This is a genomic window from Caenispirillum bisanense (assembly GCF_900230255.1).
Taxonomy (GTDB): Bacteria; Pseudomonadota; Alphaproteobacteria; order Rhodospirillales; family Rhodospirillaceae; genus Caenispirillum; species Caenispirillum bisanense_A.
Window position 1 is genome coordinate 1 of record NZ_OCNJ01000012.1, and the last position, 16605, is coordinate 16605.

At 70.3% G+C, this 16605-nt stretch carries 18 protein-coding genes; 17 read left to right on the top strand and 1 reads right to left on the bottom strand.

Annotation, left to right across the window (positions count from 1 at the left end; genetic code table 11):
- Positions 1-448: 448 nt before the first annotated feature.
- Complete coding sequence (locus tag CRP50_RS20805; protein ID WP_097281123.1) at positions 449-1117, bottom strand: glutathione S-transferase family protein; 669 nt, start codon at positions 1115-1117, stop codon at positions 449-451.
- A 125-nt stretch (positions 1118-1242) separates the two neighbouring features.
- Here CRP50_RS20805 and ubiE point away from each other — a divergent pair, with 125 nt between their 5' ends.
- From ubiE to recF, 17 genes are all read left to right on the top strand, one after another.
- A complete protein-coding gene (gene ubiE, locus CRP50_RS20810) occupies positions 1243-2067 on the top strand; it encodes a bifunctional demethylmenaquinone methyltransferase/2-methoxy-6-polyprenyl-1,4-benzoquinol methylase UbiE (protein WP_097281124.1) in 825 nt (274 codons plus the stop codon).
- 19 nt (positions 2068-2086) lie between these two features.
- Complete coding sequence (gene ubiB, locus CRP50_RS20815) at positions 2087-3634, top strand: 2-polyprenylphenol 6-hydroxylase (protein ID WP_097281125.1); 1548 nt, start codon at positions 2087-2089, stop codon at positions 3632-3634.
- 126 nt (positions 3635-3760) lie between these two features.
- The gene (locus tag CRP50_RS20820; RefSeq protein WP_097281126.1) at positions 3761-4171 is read left to right on the top strand and encodes a hypothetical protein; all 411 of its coding nucleotides are present in this window, start codon (positions 3761-3763) and stop codon (positions 4169-4171) included.
- An 83-nt stretch (positions 4172-4254) separates the two neighbouring features.
- The gene (locus tag CRP50_RS20825; RefSeq protein ID WP_097281127.1) at positions 4255-5094 is read left to right on the top strand and encodes a hypothetical protein; all 840 of its coding nucleotides are present in this window, start codon (positions 4255-4257) and stop codon (positions 5092-5094) included.
- Between the two features lie 42 nt (positions 5095-5136).
- Entirely contained in the window at positions 5137-6366 is a 1230-nt protein-coding gene (gene coaBC / locus CRP50_RS20830) for a bifunctional phosphopantothenoylcysteine decarboxylase/phosphopantothenate--cysteine ligase CoaBC (protein WP_097281128.1), read from the top strand.
- Entirely contained in the window at positions 6363-6857 is a 495-nt protein-coding gene (gene dut, locus CRP50_RS20835) for a dUTP diphosphatase (protein WP_097281129.1), read from the top strand. The genes coaBC and dut overlap by 4 nt, the downstream gene beginning before the upstream one ends.
- 26 nt (positions 6858-6883) lie before the next feature.
- Complete coding sequence (locus CRP50_RS20840) at positions 6884-7339, top strand: RrF2 family transcriptional regulator (protein WP_097281130.1); 456 nt, start codon at positions 6884-6886, stop codon at positions 7337-7339.
- A gap of 106 nt (positions 7340-7445) precedes the next feature.
- On the top strand, positions 7446-8399 hold the full coding sequence (gene cysK / locus CRP50_RS20845; protein WP_097281131.1) for a cysteine synthase A: 954 nt from the start codon (positions 7446-7448) through the stop codon (positions 8397-8399).
- A 132-nt stretch (positions 8400-8531) separates the two neighbouring features.
- Complete coding sequence (mutM, locus tag CRP50_RS20850) at positions 8532-9386, top strand: bifunctional DNA-formamidopyrimidine glycosylase/DNA-(apurinic or apyrimidinic site) lyase (protein ID WP_097281132.1); 855 nt, start codon at positions 8532-8534, stop codon at positions 9384-9386.
- Positions 9387-9401: 15 nt separating this feature from the next.
- Positions 9402-9782: a hypothetical protein gene (locus CRP50_RS20855; protein ID WP_097281133.1), complete on the top strand. Its 381-nt coding sequence runs from the start codon at positions 9402-9404 to the stop codon at positions 9780-9782.
- A 65-nt stretch (positions 9783-9847) separates the two neighbouring features.
- Positions 9848-10624, top strand: coding sequence for an enoyl-CoA hydratase (locus CRP50_RS20860; protein ID WP_097281134.1), 777 nt, complete (start codon positions 9848-9850; stop codon positions 10622-10624).
- Between the two features lie 148 nt (positions 10625-10772).
- Positions 10773-11042 (top strand): 30S ribosomal protein S20, encoded by a 270-nt coding sequence (gene rpsT / locus CRP50_RS20865; protein WP_097281135.1) that lies wholly within the window; start codon positions 10773-10775, stop codon positions 11040-11042.
- 769 nt (positions 11043-11811) lie between these two features.
- Complete coding sequence (gene dnaA, locus CRP50_RS20870; protein ID WP_245913596.1) at positions 11812-13305, top strand: chromosomal replication initiator protein DnaA; 1494 nt, start codon at positions 11812-11814, stop codon at positions 13303-13305.
- 59 nt (positions 13306-13364) lie between these two features.
- A complete protein-coding gene (locus CRP50_RS20875; protein ID WP_097281136.1) occupies positions 13365-13559 on the top strand; it encodes a hypothetical protein in 195 nt (64 codons plus the stop codon).
- 5 nt (positions 13560-13564) lie between these two features.
- Positions 13565-14122, top strand: a complete 558-nt coding sequence (locus CRP50_RS20880) for a hypothetical protein (RefSeq protein ID WP_097281137.1) — start codon at positions 13565-13567, stop codon at positions 14120-14122.
- Positions 14123-14255: 133 nt separating this feature from the next.
- Positions 14256-15374 carry a DNA polymerase III subunit beta gene (dnaN, locus tag CRP50_RS20885; protein ID WP_097281138.1) on the top strand — a complete coding sequence of 373 codons (1119 nt, stop codon included), beginning with the start codon at positions 14256-14258 and terminating at the stop codon, positions 15372-15374.
- Between the two features lie 101 nt (positions 15375-15475).
- On the top strand, positions 15476-16600 hold the full coding sequence (recF, locus tag CRP50_RS20890; RefSeq protein WP_217992096.1) for a DNA replication/repair protein RecF: 1125 nt from the start codon (positions 15476-15478) through the stop codon (positions 16598-16600).
- Positions 16601-16605: the final 5 nt, after the last annotated feature.

A 16605-nucleotide genomic window follows, 5' to 3' on the forward strand; every position in this document is an offset into this window, starting at 1 on the left:
ATCACGGAGAACCGCCGGCCCGGACGGGTCGCCCTGACGGCGGTGATGCGCAAGACCCTGGTCATCCTCAACGCCATGGCCCGCGACGACCAGCCGTGGAGGTACGCCGCGCCCTCGTGAGGCCGTCCCGTCGAAGGCCGACGCTCGGCGCTCCGCGCCGACGTCATGGCCGGCCCCCGAACCGGGCGCGCGGACGCGTCAAGGCCGAAGCCGCCCGCAGGGCGGGCGCGCCCGCCGCGCGCCTTGACGCGGAGCACGCCCGGTTCACTCCGACGCCGGCCACCCAGCGACTGCCCTTGACGCTGAACACGGAAGATGCCCGGCTCGGTGGCTGCTCGGTGGCCGGGCATGACAAGGGATTGATAAGACAGAGGAAATTTTCATGGCCGGACTTGATCCGGCCATCCACGGCGGCACGGGCGTCGGCCGCCGGGCAGCGCGCCCGCCCCTAGAAATCCAGGTCCGCGTAATGCGCCGGTGCCGGGATGCCCGGGATGACCTCGTTCACGATGGGGCGGAAGCTCGGGCGGCTCTTCACCCGGGCGTACCAGTCCTTGGCGAGCGGGTGGTCTTCCCACGGCACGTCGCCGGCGTAGTCCACCAGCGACAGGTGGCAGGCCGCCGTCAGGTCGGCGAGCGACAGGGCGTCGCCGGCGAGCCAGGTGCGGCGTTCGGTCAGCCAGGCGATGTACTGCAGGTGGATGTGCACGTTGGCGCGGCCGGCGCGGATGGCGCGGCTGTCCGGCGCACTGCCGCCGCGCACGCGCTTGGTCAGCTTCTCGCCGGCGCTGTTGACGGTGACCTCGGCGAAGAACTTGTGGTCGAACCAGTCCACCAGCCGCCGCACCTCCGCCCGCGTGACGGGGTCGGGGCCGAGCAGGCCGGGCTTGGGATAGGCTTCGTCCAGGTATTCGCAGATGGGCGTCGCGCCGCAGATCACCCGGTCGCCCTCGTCCACGAGCACAGGCACGTCGCCGGCGGGGTTCAGCGCCAGGAACTCGTCCGGCCGCTCCCAGTCGCGCACGACGATCTCGTCGAAGTCGAGGCCCTTCTCCTTCAGCACGACGCGGGCCTTGCGGGCGAAGGGGCTTAGACAATGGTAATAGAGGACACGCATGGACACCTTATTTACCCTATGTTGCGGCGCAAGCAAGCGCCATCGCGTAGACCCCTGACGGGGCGCGCGGATCGCCGCCGGTTCCCCCTCGCATCGGCATTCGCCTTGGGCTATCCTCCGCCGCCATGAGCCAGCAGAACGACACCACCCACTTCGGGTTCCGCACCGTCCGCACCGAGGAGAAGCAGACCCTCGTGCGCGAGGTCTTCGACTCGGTCGCCGCCCGCTACGACCTGATGAACGACCTGATGAGCGGCGGCGTCCACCGCCTGTGGAAGAACGCGCTCATCGACTGGATGAACCCGCAGCCCGGGCAGGCGCTGCTCGACGTGGCCGGCGGCACGGGCGACATCGCCTTCCGCTTCCTCGACCGCGCCGGCCATGTCGCCGCCGTGCGCCGCGCCGAGAAGCGCGAGGCGGGCGAGACCGTGGCCGAGCCTGCGCCCAATTCCGCCGTCGCCGGGGTGACGGTCTGCGACATCAACGCCGAAATGCTGAAGGTCGGCCGCTCGCGCGCCACCGACCAGGGGCGCCTCGCCGGGCTCGAGTGGGTGTGCGGCAATGCCGAGAGCCTGCCGTTCCCCGACCGCAGCTTCGACCTCTATACCATCGCCTTCGGCCTGCGCAACGTGACCCACATCGACCGCGCGCTGGCCGAGGCGCGCCGCGTGCTGAAGCCGGGCGGCCGCTTCTTCTGCCTGGAATTCTCGCGCGTCGTGGTGCCGGGGCTCGATGCCGCCTACGACCTCTACAGCTTCAAGGTGCTGCCGACCCTGGGCCAGGTGGTCGCCCGCAACCGCGAGGCCTACCAGTATCTGGCCGAGAGCATCCGCCGCTTCCCGCCGCAGGACAGGATGGTGGAGATGATGAAGGAGGCCGGCTTCGGCCAGGTGCGCTACCGCAACCTGTCGGGCGGCATCTCGTGCATCCACTCCGGCTGGCGCCTGTGACGGGCGGGCCGCAGAGACCATGATCCGCACCGTCAAGAACCTCGGCCGCCTGTTCGAGATCGCCCGCGTCCTGGCGCGCCACGACGCCCTGTTCCCGCTGGAGAGCATCGGCGTGGCGCGCGAGATCGCCGCGCTCGCCAAGCTCGTCAGCCGCCGCAACGTCGAAGGCCGCCCCGGCCAGCGCCTCGCCCGTGCCTTGCGCGAACTGGGGCCGAGCTTCATCAAGCTGGGCCAGGCCTTGTCCACCCGCCCCGACCTCATGGGCGAGGAAGTGGCGACGGACCTGTCGGAACTGCAGGACAAGCTGCCGCCCTTCCCCTTCGCCGAGGTCGAGAAGATCTTCGCCGAGGAGTTCGACCACCCCATCGGCGACCTCTTCGCGAGCTTCGAGCAGACGCCGGTCGCCGCCGCCTCCATCGCCCAGGTCCACTTCGCCACCACGACGGACGGCCAGGAAGTGGCGGTCAAGGTGCTGCGCCCGGGCGTCGAGCAGATGATCGCGCGCGACCTCGACCTCATGTACTGGATCGCCGAGATCGTGGAGGCGACGCAGCCGTCGCTCCGCCGCCTCAAGCCGGTGGAGAGCGTGCGCGCCTTCGAAGACTCGGTGACCATGGAAATGGACCTGCGCTTCGAGGCCGCCGCCGCCGCCGAAATGGCCGACAACTTCGCGGGCGACACCACGTTCTACGTGCCGGCCATCGACTGGCAGCGCACGTCAAAGCGCATCATGACGTCGCAGCGCGTCGCCGGCATCCCGACCGACGAGCGCGACACCGTCATCGCCGCCGGGCTCGATCCGACCGCGGTGGTGGCGAAGGCGGCCAACGCCTTCTTCAACATGGTCTTCCGCGACGGCTTCTTCCACGCCGACATGCACCCCGGCAACCTGTTCGTGGATGCCGAGGGCAACCTGGTGGCGGTCGACTTCGGCATCATGGGGCGCGTCGACGTGCAGACGCGGCGCTATCTCGGCGAGATGCTGCTCGGCTTCCTGACCGGCAACTACCGCCGCGTCGCCGAGATCCACTTCGAGGCGGGCTACGTGCCGGCCGACAAGTCGGTGGACGCCTTCACCCAGGCGGCGCGGTCCATCGCCGAGCCGATCTTCGGCAAGCCCATGCAGGAGATTTCCATCGCCCGCCTGCTGGGCCAGCTGTTCGCCGTGACCGAGACCTTCGAGATGGAAGCGCAGCCGCAGCTGCTGCTGCTGCAGAAGTCCATGCTGGTGGCGGAAGGCGTCGGCCGCCGCATGGCGCCCGACATCAACATGTGGGAGCTGTCGCAGCCCCTCATCGAGGACTGGATGCGGTCCAACCTCGGCCCCGAGGCGCGCATCCGCCAGACCGTCGGCGGCGTCGTCGGCACGCTGGAGAAGCTGCCGAAGATCATCGACGACGGCGAGAAGATCGCCGCCATGATCACCTCCGGCGGGGTGCGCCTGCACCCGGAAACCCTCGCCGCCCTGGCCGGGCAGCGGGTGGCGCGGCGGTCGCGCATGACCGTGCTCATGCTGCTGCCGTGGGCGCTGGTGGTCATCCTGCTGGGCCTGCTCATCGGCAACTAGGCCCGACCGAGGGGGTAGCCGCCGACATATGGTGCTAGCCCCTAAGCTCGCTGGCCCGGAGAGGGGCGGGCGCCCTAGGCTTTTCGGAAGAGGCTCGTCCCCGTCCGTCACGCCAGGAACGCCATCATGAACACTGCCGCCGCCGCCCGGGTCCCGCAGGAATCGAACGTCATCGTCTTCCCCGGCCCGAAGCGGTCCGGCGCGGCGCTCGGCTTGCGGCCCATGGGGCTGGAGGCCATGGAGCGGCGCATCGTCAGCGCCTTCACGGCCTGGCCGGCGACCGACGTGGAGCGGCGCGTGATCTGCGCCATGGCCGCCTGCCCGGGTGCCAAGACCGAGGAACTGTCCCGCCTGCTCGGCCATTCCGGCAGCGTCTTCAGCCTGTTCGTGAAGGGCATGGTGGAGGCGCGGGCGCCGTGGCTGGACGACGGCCGCGGCGGCGCCGGCGGTCTGGTGGCGCTGTACAACCCCTTCGTCGGCACCTGGCGCCTGCGGCCCGCCTCGCGTGGGGCTTTCACCACCCTCGGCTATCTTTAACCGCACCGTCATCCCGCGCCGGAGGGGCCGCGTTGTAGGGTTGCGCAGCCGCGCCGTCCCGCAACCGCCCCTGCCGCTGCCCCATGACCGCCGCCGCCCTCCGCCGTTTCGGATTCGAGCCGCTCGCCGAGCCCCCGTGGCGTGAGGCGGAGGCAGGGCCGTGGCGCCTGCGCGTGCAGCGGGGCAGCGCCGCCCACGGCTACGTCAGCCGCACGGTGGTGGAGCCGCGCCGCGCCGTCCTCTGCAAGGGCCGCACGCCGTGGATGTCCAACGGTGCCCTGGAGCGGGAAAGCCACGCCTGGCACGGGGAGCGGGCGCGCGGCCTCGTGGTCGTCGCCGGCCTCGGCATGGGGCTCCATGCCCATGCGGTGGCGGCCAAGCCCGAGGTGGAGCGGGTGGTGGTGGCGGAGGTCGCCCCCGACGTGATCGCCGTCATGTGCGCCGGCAGCGGCTTCGACGCCTGGCCCCACCGGGACAAGGTGACCCTGCTGCAGGCCGACGTGCTGGCTCCCGATTTCGCCGCCCGCCTCGCCGCGGCGACGGGCGGGCGGCGGCCCGATTACCTCTATGCCGACATCTGGCCCGACTACCCCGCCGCCGCGGCGCCGGCGCAGACCGCCGCCCTGGTGCGTGCGCTCGACCCCGTGGCGGCGGGCTGGTGGGGGCAGGAACTGGCCGCCGCCGCCTGGGCCCATCGCCGCCGCCTGCCGCTCGCCCCCGCGACTTTGGACGCCTGGGCCGCCGCCACCGGATTGCCGCCGCTGGCGGCGGAGGAGCGGCACGCCGCCTTCGTGCGCGCCGCCGCCGCCCTGGTCGACGTGGCGGCCCTGGCGGGGGAGGCGAGGCCGGGCTGGCTGGACCGTTTGCGTCAGCGCGTCGAATACCCCGCCTTGCGCCTTGCCATCGGGCGCCGTGATCGCTAGGTTATCCACACCTTCATCGCGTTAAATTGATGGAAATTCTCCATGCTCGACGGGCGGCGCGTCCTGCTCATCATCACCGGCGGCATCGCGGCGTATAAGTCGCTGGAGCTGATCCGCCGTCTGCGCGACCGCGGCGTGCGGGTGCGCTGCATCCTCACCAAGGGCGGCGCGCAGTTCGTCACGCCGCTGTCGGTGGCGGCCCTGTCGGAGGAAAAGGTCTATCAGGACCTGTTCTCCCTCACCGACGAATCGGAAATGGGCCACATCCGCCTGTCGCGCGAGGCCGATCTGGTGGTGGTGGCGCCGGCGACGGCCGACGTGTTGGCGAAAATGGCCGCCGGCATGGCCGACGACCTGGCGACGACCGCGCTGCTCGCCACCGACAAGCCGGTGCTGGTGGCGCCCGCCATGAACACCATGATGTGGAGCCACTCGGCCACCCAGGACAATCTGGCGACCCTGAAGCGGCGCGGCGTGCGCACCGTCGGCCCGAACTCCGGTGATCTGGCCTGCGGCGAGGTCGGCGCCGGCCGCATGGCCGAGGTGGCGGAGATCATCGCCGCCGTCAAGGGCTTCTTCGCCGAGTCGGCGGCGCCCAGGCCGCTCGCCGGCCGCCGCGCCGTGGTCACCAGCGGCCCGACGGTGGAAGCCATCGACCCGGTGCGCTTCATCGCCAACCGCTCCTCCGGCAAGCAGGGCCATGCGGTGGCCGCCGCCCTGGCCGCGCTGGGGGCCGAGGTGACGCTGGTCAGCGGCCCGGTCACCATCCCCGACCCCGCCGGCGTGCGCATGGTGCGGGTGGAAAGCGCCCGCGACATGCTCGCCGCCTGTCAGGCCGCGCTGCCCGCCGACATCCTGGTCTGCGCCGCCGCCGTCGCCGACTGGCGGGTGGAAGCCGCCGACCAGAAGCTGAAGAAGCAGCCGGGCGGCGCGCCGCCGGCCCTGGTGCTGAGCGAGAACCCCGACATCCTGGCCACCCTGTCGCAGGCGGGCGCCCGCCGACCGCGACTCGTGGTCGGCTTCGCCGCCGAGACGGAAACGGTGGTCGAGCACGCCGTCGCCAAGCGCCGCCGCAAGGGCTGCGACTGGATCCTCGCCAACGACGTTTCCCCCGCCACCGGCACCTTCGGCGGCGACGACAACACCCTGCACCTCATCACCGACCACGGCGTCGAGGACTGGCCGCGCCTGACCAAGCAGGCCGCCGCCGAGCGCCTCGCCGCCCGCATCGCCGAGGCGCTCGCCGCCGCCTCGCCCAAGGAGCCCGCATGACCGCCTTTCCCGCCTCCACCGATCGCCTGACGGTGGCCGTCACCCGCCTGCCGCACGGCGCCGACCTGCCTCTGCCGGCCTACGAGACCGCCCATGCGGCCGGCATGGACCTGCGCGCCGCCCTGCCCGAGGACGCGCCGCTCACCCTGGCCCCCATGGGGCGTGCCCTGGTGCCGACGGGCCTCGCCTTCGCCCTGCCGGAAGGCTTCGAGGCGCAGGTGCGGCCGCGCTCCGGCCTCGCCGCCAAGCACGGCGTCACGGTGCTCAACAGCCCGGGGACGGTGGATGCCGATTATCGCGGCGAGGTGAAGGTGATCCTGGTGAACCTGGGGGATGCGCCCTTCACCATCGCCCGCGGCGACCGCATCGCGCAGATGATCGTCGCCCCCGTCACCCGCGCCGTGTGGGCCGAGGTGGACGCCCTGCCCGAATCGGCGCGCGGCGCCGGCGGCTTCGGCTCCACCGGGGTCGGCGCCGAGACTTCCGCCTGATCGTTCAGAACAACGGACCGCCCATCATGCTCCGCCCGTCGAAGAAGCTGCTGTTCGCCATCGAGGCCGTGCTCGACATCGCCTACCACGCCGGCGGCGAGCCGGTGCAGAGCCGCGAGATCACCCGCCGCCAGGGCATCCCCCGGCGCTACCTGGAACAGACCCTGCAGCACCTGGTGCGCTCGGGCATCCTGGTCGGCGTGCGCGGGCCGAAGGGCGGCTACCGCCTCGCCCGCGAACGCCGCCGCGTGACGGTGGGCGAGATCGTGCGCGTGGTGCAGGCCATGGAGGCGGCGGAAGACCCCTACAAGGACCTGCCCGGCAGCCCGCTCGGCCTGACGGTGGTGCGCCCCATGTGGGCGGAGATGCAGGAGGAACTCATGCAGCGCCTCGACTCCATCACCGTCGACGACCTGTGCACCAAGGCCTTCCAGGGCGGCCTGCGCAGCGAGGCCCACGAGGCCATGGACTTCACCATCTGAAACCATACGTCTCCCCGCCCATTGCAATTCGCTCCCATGCGGCTATAAATACAGTCAAGTTTGCTGCATATCGGATGAACTACACTCAAGAACGGGGATTTATGCCATGAGCCAGCCCGAATTCCGCGGCAAGGTCTACGACTCCATCCTGGACACCATCGGCGCGACGCCGCTCGTGCGGCTGAAGCGCATCGCCGAGGAAGCCGGCGCCAAGGCGACTGTGCTCGGCAAGTGCGAGTTCTTCAACCCGCTCGCCAGCGTCAAGGACCGCATCGGCCTGGCCATGATCGAGGCCGCCGAGGCCGACGGCCGCATCGGCAAGGACACGGTTCTGGTCGAGCCGACCTCGGGCAACACGGGCATCGCGCTGGCTTTCGTGGCCGCCGCCAAGGGCTACAAGCTCATCCTCACCATGCCCGAGAGCATGTCGCTCGAGCGCCGCAAGATGCTCAAGCACCTGGGCGCCGAGCTGGTGCTGACGCCCGCCGCCAACGGCATGAAGGGCGCCGTCGCCCGCGCCGAGGAACTGGTGAAGGAGCTGCCCAACGCCGTGCTGCTGCAGCAGTTCGAGAACCCGGCGAACCCTGCGATCCACCGCGCCACCACCGCCGAGGAGATCTGGAAGGACACCGACGGCGCCGTCGACGTGGTGATTTCCGGCGTCGGCACCGGCGGCACCATCACCGGCCTCGGCACGGTGCTGAAGGAGCGCAAGCCGAGCGTGAAGATGATCGCCGTCGAGCCCGAGGACAGCCCGGTGCTGTCCGGCGGCGCCCCCGGCCCGCACAAGATCCAGGGCATCGGCGCCGGCTTCGTGCCGGGCGTGCTGGCCCGCGACGTCATCGACGAAGTGCTGAAGATCGGCAACGAGACCGCCTTCGCCACCGCCCGCAAGGCCGCCAAGCTGGACGGCCTGCCGGTCGGCATCTCCGGCGGCGCGGCCATCGCCGCGGCGCTGGAAGTGGCGGCGCGCGACGACATGGCCGGCAAGACCATCGTCGTCATCCTGCCGAGCTTCGCTGAACGCTACCTGTCGACGGCGCTGTTCGAAGACGCCTGACCGGCATCGTGTTCGAAGACGCCTGATCGGCCGCGACGGTCACAGGACGGGGGAGGGGCGGCGCCGCAGGGTGCCGCCCCTTTTCCGCTCGCCCCTTCACACCGCCGTGGAACCCGCTACAGTGCGGAAACCATGCCTGAATTGCCCGAAGTCGAAACCGTCTGCCGTGGCCTCTCCCTGGTGCTGGAGGGGCGGCGACTCGTGCAGGTGGAGGTCCGCCGGCCGGACCTGCGCATCCCCTTTCCCGCCGGATTCGCCGCCGCCCTCACGGGGCGGCGCCTGCAGCGCATCCGCCGCCGCGGCAAGTACTTCGTGTGGGAGCTGGACGACGGCGTGGCGCTGCTTGGCCACCTCGGCATGTCGGGCTCCATGGTGGTGAGCCCGCAGGGCACCAACTTCCCGCCGCCGGGGCCGCACGACCACGTGCTGTTCACCACCGAGGACGGAGCGCTGGTCACCTACAACGACCCGCGGCGGTTCGGCCTGATGACCCTGTCGACGGTGGAGGCGGTGGAGTCGCACCCGCTGCTGGCCGAGATGGGGCCGGAACCGTTGTCGGACGCCTTCACGCCCGCCGTGCTGGAGGCCGCCCTGGCCGGCAAGCGCACGCCCATCAAGAGCGCGCTGCTCGACCAGGGTGTGGTGGCGGGCCTCGGCAACATCTACGTCTGCGAGGCGTTGTTCCGGGCGCGCATCTCGCCGCGGCGGCTGGCCGACAACGTCGGACGGGCGAAGATCGCGGCGCTGGTGCCCGCCATCAAGTCGGTGCTGACGGAGGCCATCGCCGCCGGCGGGTCGTCGCTGAAGGACTACCGCCAGGCTTCCGGCGAACTCGGGTACTTCCAGCACGCCTTCGCCGTCTACGATCGCGAGGGGCAGCCCTGCCCCGGGTGCGACTGCGGCGCCGCCGAAGGGCGTGCCCCCGGAATCGCCCGGATCGTGCAGGCCGGGCGCTCGACTTTTTTCTGTGCCAAACGACAGCGGTGAGATAGCGTGTGCGCCATGCGGATCCTGCCTGCCATACGGGCCCCCCTGGCGGTGCTCGCAGCTCTGGTGGTGCTGGCGCTCGCCGGCGGCGCCCGGGCCGAGTCGTTCGTCGACGGGTTCGAAGACCTGCCGTTGATGCCGGGCCTGCAGCAGAGCACCGACAGCACGACGCTGTTCGATTCGCCCTATGGCCGTATCGTCGAGGCCTATGCCAGCGGCCCGACGACGCCTGCCCAGGTGCTCGACTTCTATGCCGAGACGCTGCCGCAGCTCGGCTGGACGCGCAGCGCGAACGCCGAGTTCCGCCGCGAAGGGGAAACCCTGCACATCGCTTTCCCCCGCCCGCCGGGCGGTGCATCCGGCCTCGTGGTCCGGTTCGAGGTTTCCCCGGACTGAGCCCCCGCGAGGCCCATTTTCGCCAAAGACCATAACCCAAGCCATCGACCACGGAGCATTTTCCGATGCCCTACGAGAACATCCTGGTGGAGACGCGCGGCCGCGTCGGTCTCATCACGCTGAACCGTCCGAAGGCCCTGAACGCGCTGTGCGTCGGCCTCATCAAGGACCTGGGCGCGGCGCTCGACGCCTTCGAGGCCGACGACGAGGTGGGCTGCATCGTCCTGACCGGCTCCGAGAAGGCCTTCGCGGCCGGCGCCGACATCAAGGAGATGGCCGACAAGACCTACATGGACGCCTACCTCCAGGACTTCATCACGGTGGGCTGGCAGCGCATCACCACCTGCCGCAAGCCGATCATCGCGGCGGTGGCGGGCTACGCGCTGGGCGGCGGCTGCGAGATCGCCATGATGTGCGACTTCATCATCGCCGCCGAGAACGCCAAGTTCGGCCAGCCGGAAATCACCATCGGCACCATCCCGGGCTCCGGCGGCACGCAGCGCCTGACCCGATTCGTCGGCAAGTCGAAGGCCATGGACATGTGCCTGACCGGCCGCCAGATGGACGCCGCCGAAGCCGAGCGTTCGGGCCTCGTGTCGCGAATCGTGCCGGCCGCCGACCTGGTGGACGAGGCGGTGAAGATCGCCGACCGCATCGCCGGCATGTCGCGCCCGGCCGTGTACATGACCAAGGAAGCGGTCAACGCCTCCTACGAGACGACCCTGCAGCAGGGCATCATGTTCGAGCGCCGGCTGTTCCACTCCACCTTCGCGACCGAAGACCAGAAGGAAGGCATGGCGGCCTTCGTCGAGAAGCGCCAGCCCAATTTCAAGAACCGCTGAGTCACGCCGGTGTGCCGCCCCGGCCGCCGGCATCCGCCGGCCGGGGCGGTTTTCCACAAGCTGCCGGTTGACGGCATGCTCGTGATTCCTTATAACCCGCGCTTCGGTACGAAGCCGGTTCCAAACGGACAGACAACAAGGTTAGGCAATGGCCCATCACAAGTCGGCGAAGAAGCGCATCGTCCGCAACGCCAAGCGCTACGAGATCAACCACTCCCGCAAGTCGCGTACCCGCACCTTCATGAAGAAGGTCGAGATGGCGATCGCCTCGGGCGACTACGACCAGGCGCAGGCCGCCATCACCACCGCCGCGCCGGAAATCGCGCGCGCCGTGACGAAGGGCGTGATGCACAAGAACACCGCCGCTCGCAAGATCTCGCGCCTGAACGCGCGCGTGAAGGCACTGAAGGCCGCGTAAGACAGCTTTCCGTACGGTCAGCCGCGGTGCTCCTTGCGGGCACCCGCTGGCGACCCGAACCGGATTCGGCCGGGGCCGCCCTCCGCCCGGCGGAGGCGCGGCCTTTTGCGCGCTTGGCGCGCGTTTTCCCGCGAATCCACAAAATGCGCCGTTCCCTTTTCGGACATATTGCCTTCGGCTAGCTGTCGTGGCTTGCTAGAGGGCGTCCCGAGACAGGGATGCCGATCACCGATGATAGCGAAAATGATGCCGAGTCTTTCAGTCGACCGCTGAAGGGCCGCGGTTTCCTTTTCGCATTCCAAATAAAACGTTCCGCTGCCGTGGCCAAGATTCGGCTTTCTCGACGGGGCGTTTTGGGGAATCATTGTCGGGCCTCGGCAGACACCCTCGCAGAAGGGTCGGCCGACGTCGTGCCCAAGGGTCCGGCGGCCGGGGCCGAAGCGCGCCGCGCACGGCGCCTTCGGGCGACCTCCAGAGGCGCATCGCCCAACGCCTCCGGTGCCGGAGCCAGTACGCCGGCGCCGCCAATCAGCCACCGAACCGGCAGGGCCGGCGGCGAAAATCCGAAGGGCGGCGGGGGAAACGAGGCCGTGCGCGAACCGCGCGACGGATCGCATTGGATAATGGTGGACCCACCGGACGGCTCAACGCCGGCCGCCGGTCAAGCGTCCGTTTGCCACGGGGCAGGCGAGGCGGGGGTCCCGAGAGAACGTGGGAGACCGCGGTGTCTGGGGCATCGTTGCAAGTCGAGAGTGCGTCGGAGTCGTTTATGGACAAGGGCCAGATGGACGCCGGACTCGCCGCCCAGTGGGATCGGGTCCAGGATCGTCTGCGCGAAGAGTTCGGGGATGCCGCGTTCAAGAGCTGGGTGAAGCCCATGACCGTCGCCGGCCTGCAGGACGGCGCGGTGACGCTGGCGGTGCCCACCCGATTCATCCGCGACTGGGTGCTGACCCACTACGCCGACCGCATCCGGTCGCTGTGGAACGGCGAGAATCCCATGGTGCGCAGCGTCGACGTGACGGTCGTTGCCGGAGCCCCGCGCCTGGCGCCGGAGCCGCGCGGCCGCCTCGCCGCCGCCGCGGCCCAGACCACCGCCCTCACGGCCTCCGTCACCGCCCTGCCGGAGCGCGCCATGCCGTCCGAACCCATGCGTCCCGCCAGCCTTCCCGCCACCGTGCCGCAGGCCCCGTCGGCCGGCGTGCCGGCGCTGGTGACCGCGACTCCGGTGGTCGACGACCTGTCGGCGCCGCTCGACCCGCGCTACACCTTCGACAACTTCGTCGTCGGCAAGCCCAACGAGTTCGCCTACGCCGCCGCCAACCGGGTGGCCGATTCCGACATGGTGTCGTTCAACCCGCTGTTCCTCTACGGCGGCGTCGGCCTCGGCAAGACCCACCTCATGCACGCCATCGCCCACCGCCTGCGCGAGCGCCGCCCGGACCGCCGGGTGATCTACATGAGCGCCGAGAAGTTCATGTATTCCTTCGTGCGCGCCCTGCGCCACCAGGACACCATCAGCTTCAAGGAGCAGTTCCGCACCGTCGACGTGCTGATGATCGACGACGTGCAGTTCATTTCCGGCAAGGACTCGACGCAGGAAGAGTTCTTCCACACCTTCAACGCCCTGGTCGACCAGGGCCGGCAGATCGTCATTTCCGCCGACAAGTCGCCCAACGACCTGGAAGAGATCGGCGCCCGCCTGCGCTCGCGCATGGCCTCGGGCCTGGTCGCCGACATCCACCCGACCACCTACGAGCTGCGCCTCGGCATCCTCGATTCGAAGGCCGAGCAGATGGGCGTCGAGGTGCCGGTGAAGGTGAAGGAATTCCTCGCCCACAAGATCACTTCCAACGCCCGCGAGCTGGAAGGCGCCCTGACGCGCCTGGTCGCCCACGCCCAGCTGGTCGGCCGCGAGCTGTCGCTGGAGACGGCGCACGAGGTGCTGGCCGACCTCTTGCGCGCCTACGACCGCCGGGTGACCATCGAGGAAATCCAGAAGAAGGTCGCCGAGCACTTCCAGATCCGCATTTCCGACATGCACTCGGCCCGCCGCGCCCGCGCCGTCACCCGGCCGCGCCAGGTGGCCATGTACCTCGCCAAGCAGCTGACCAGCCGCTCGCTGCCGGAGATCGGCCGCAAGTTCGGCGGCCGCGACCACACCACGGTCATGCACGCCGTGAAGAAGGTCGAGGAGCTGATGGGCCAGGATCCGGCCTTCGCCGAGGACGTGAACCTGCTGCGCCGCATGCTGGAGAGCTGAGCGGGGCATTGACGAGGCGGGCGGCCCGCGCGATATTTTCCCGTAGGACGGGAGGGGCCATGACTGCGGAACAGACCCTGCTTCTGAGGCGAGATCCGGCCGCGGCGCGCGCACGCGGACCGGCCGGCGTGATCGTCATCGACATGAAGTCGACCGCCAAGGCGACGCGGTTCCTGACCGATCGAAGCGGCCGGCGCTACAAGGTCATCGACCGCCAGAGGCTCGACCGCGCGTTGCGCGACGCCGCGGGCTGACCGCCATGCCCTACAATCGCATGTTCGAACGCCTCGTGGAGGCGGGTGACGAGCCGCGCCTGACGGGACTTCTTGCCTATGCTCTGTACAAGGAGCGCAAGCGGGACTGGATGATCCGGTTCCGCGGCGAAAAGGGGCGCGACCCGACGCCGCAGGAGGTCGAGGACTACGTGTTCTCCGTCGGCCCGCACGAGCTGGAAGACTTCCGCGATGCCGCCCGCCGCATGGTCGGCGAGGCGGCGGAAAGCTACTTGGCCGGCAGCGAGGACGCCTTACGGGCGCAGATTGCCGACGAGGTCTTCGCCGGGCATGCCGCCGCAGCGGTCACGCGGTTGTCCGACGCGGGAGAGGCGGCGGTCACCGCCGTCGCGGACGAGCACCGCCGCCTCGCCACGACGCTGTCGGGAGCGCTGGAGGGGCTGGGCAACATCTGGCGCCAGCTCGGCATGAGCATCCTCGGCGCCTTCGCCTATTCCTTCGTCCTGCTGGTTCTGTTCCTGGTCATCAGGATCTGGGGAACGGGCCTGGAGCCGCTGCGTCAAGCGATCGGCGACGGGGGCTGAGCCTACACCCGCCGGACCGGTGTTTCGGGGCCTTTTCCCTTCTCCCCCCGGTGCCCTGTGGTATACTCGGGCCCCCTGTCCGAAGCGGGCGGGAAGCCATTCTTGTCAAACCATTTTCAGGCCGCTTGCGACAATGAGACTGACCATCGAACGCTCCGTCCTTCTGAAGTCCCTCGGACACGTTCAGAGCGTCGTGGAGCGGCGCAACACCATTCCCATCCTGTCCAACGTCCGCCTCGACGCCACCGGTGACGGCCTGAAGCTCAACGCCACCGACATGGACCTCGAGATCATCGAGGCGGTGCCGGCGGAAACCGGCCAGCCGGGCGCCACCACGGCGCCGGCCCACACCCTGCACGACATCGTCCGCAAGCTGCCCGACGGCTCGCAGATCGAGCTGACCTACGACAGCGCCGACAGCCAGCTGTCGCTGCGCTCGGGCCGCTCGCGCTTCTCGCTGTCGTGCCTGCCGGTGGAGGACTTCCCGGCCATGGTGGGCGGCGAGTTCAGCCACACCTTCCGCCTTTCGGCCGCCGACCTGCGGGCGCTGATCGACCGCACCCGCTTCGCCATCTCGACGGAAGAGACCCGCTTCTACCTGAACGGCATCTACCTGCACGCCGCCAAGTCCAACGGCGTCGACGTGCTGCGCGCGGTCGCGACCGACGGCCACCGCCTCGCCCGCTTCGAGGTGCCGCTGCCCGAGGGCGCCGGCGGCATGCCGGGCGTCATCGTGCCGCGCAAGACGGTGGGCGAGCTGCGCAAGCTCATCGAGGAAACGGGCATGGAAGTGTCCGTCAGCCTGTCGGAGACCAAGATCCGCTTCGCCTTCGACGAGGCGGTGCTGACCTCCAAGCTCATCGACGGCACCTTTCCCGACTACGAGCGCGTCATCCCGACCGAGAACGACAAGATCCTGGAAGTCGACCGCAAGGTCTTCGCCGATGCCGTCGACCGCGTCTCGGCCATCTCCACGGAAAAGAGCCGAGCCATCAAGGTGGCGCTGGAAAAGGGCGTGCTGACCCTGTCGGCCTCCAGCCCCGAGGCCGGCTCGGCGGTGGAAGAGGTGGAGGCGGCCTACGACGCGAGCCCGCTCGAGATCGGCTTCAACTCCCGCTACCTGCTCGACATCATGGCGCAGATCGAGGGCGAGGCGGCCCGCTTCGACATGGCCGACGCCGCCAGCCCCACCGTCATCCGCGAGGTCAACGACGGCTCGGCGATCTACGTCCTGATGCCCATGCGGGTGTGACGGGCGCCATTTTGCGTGGACGGGACCGGGTTTTCCATGCGTCCGAGGGCGGCGCGGCCGCGCACGGCGGCGGATCGGGCGGGGCAGGGGAGCGCATCGGCGTGACCCGCCTGACGCTCACCGACTTTCGCGCCTACGGCCACCTGCGGCTGGACGTGGACCTGCGCCCGGTGGTGCTGACCGGCCACAACGGCGCCGGCAAGACCAACCTGCTGGAGGCGCTGTCCTTCCTCTCCCCCGGCCGCGGCCTGCGGCGGGCGAAGCTGTCGGAGGTGACCCGCCGCGACGCCGAGGGCGCCCCCTTCGCCGGATGGGCCGTCGCCGCCCGGGTGCATGGGCCGCTCGGCGAGGTGACCATCGGCACCGGGCGCGAGCGCGGCCCGAGCGACCGCCGCACGGTGCACATCGACGGCGAGACGGCACGGGCGCAGGGCGACCTGGGGCACTATGTCACGGCCCTGTGGCTGACGCCGGAGATGGATCGCATCTTCGTGGAAGGGGCGAGCGCCCGCCGGCGGTTCCTCGACCGCATGGTCTACGGCCTCGATCCGGCGCACGCGACGCGCACCGCCGCCTACGAGACCGCCATGCGCCAGCGCAACAGGCTGTTGCGCGACGGGCGGATGGACAAGGCCTGGCTCGCCGGGCTGGAAGACGCCATGGCGACCCACGGGGTGGCCGTCGCCGCCGCCCGCCGCGACTTCATGGGCCGCCTGACCGCCGCCCTGGCCGAGGCCGAAGGGCCGTTCCCGAAGGCCGAGGCGCGGCTCGACGGGCTGGTGGAGGGCTGGCTCGACGGCGCCCCGGCGGTGGACGCGGAGGACCGCCTGCGCGAGGCCCTCGCCGCCGCCCGCCGCCGCGATGCCGAGGCCGGCACCACGGCCGAAGGGCCGCACCGCACCGACCTCGCGGTGCGCCACGCCGCCAAGGGTGTGCCGGCCGAGCAGTGTTCGACCGGCGAGCAGAAGGCGGTGCTCATTTCCCTGGTGCTGGCGCAGGCCCGCATCCAGGCGGCGGCGCGCGGCATGGCGCCGCTGCTGCTGCTCGACGAGGTGGCGGCGCATCTCGACGATGCCCGCCGCCGTGCCCTGTTCGACCAGCTGGCCGCCCTCGGCGCGCAGAGCTGGCTGACCGGAACCGACCATGCGCTGTTCGCCGGCTTCGGCGAGCGCGCCCAGTACCTCACGGTGTGGGAGGCGACCGTCTCCCCCACCCGTTTGCACTGAAACCA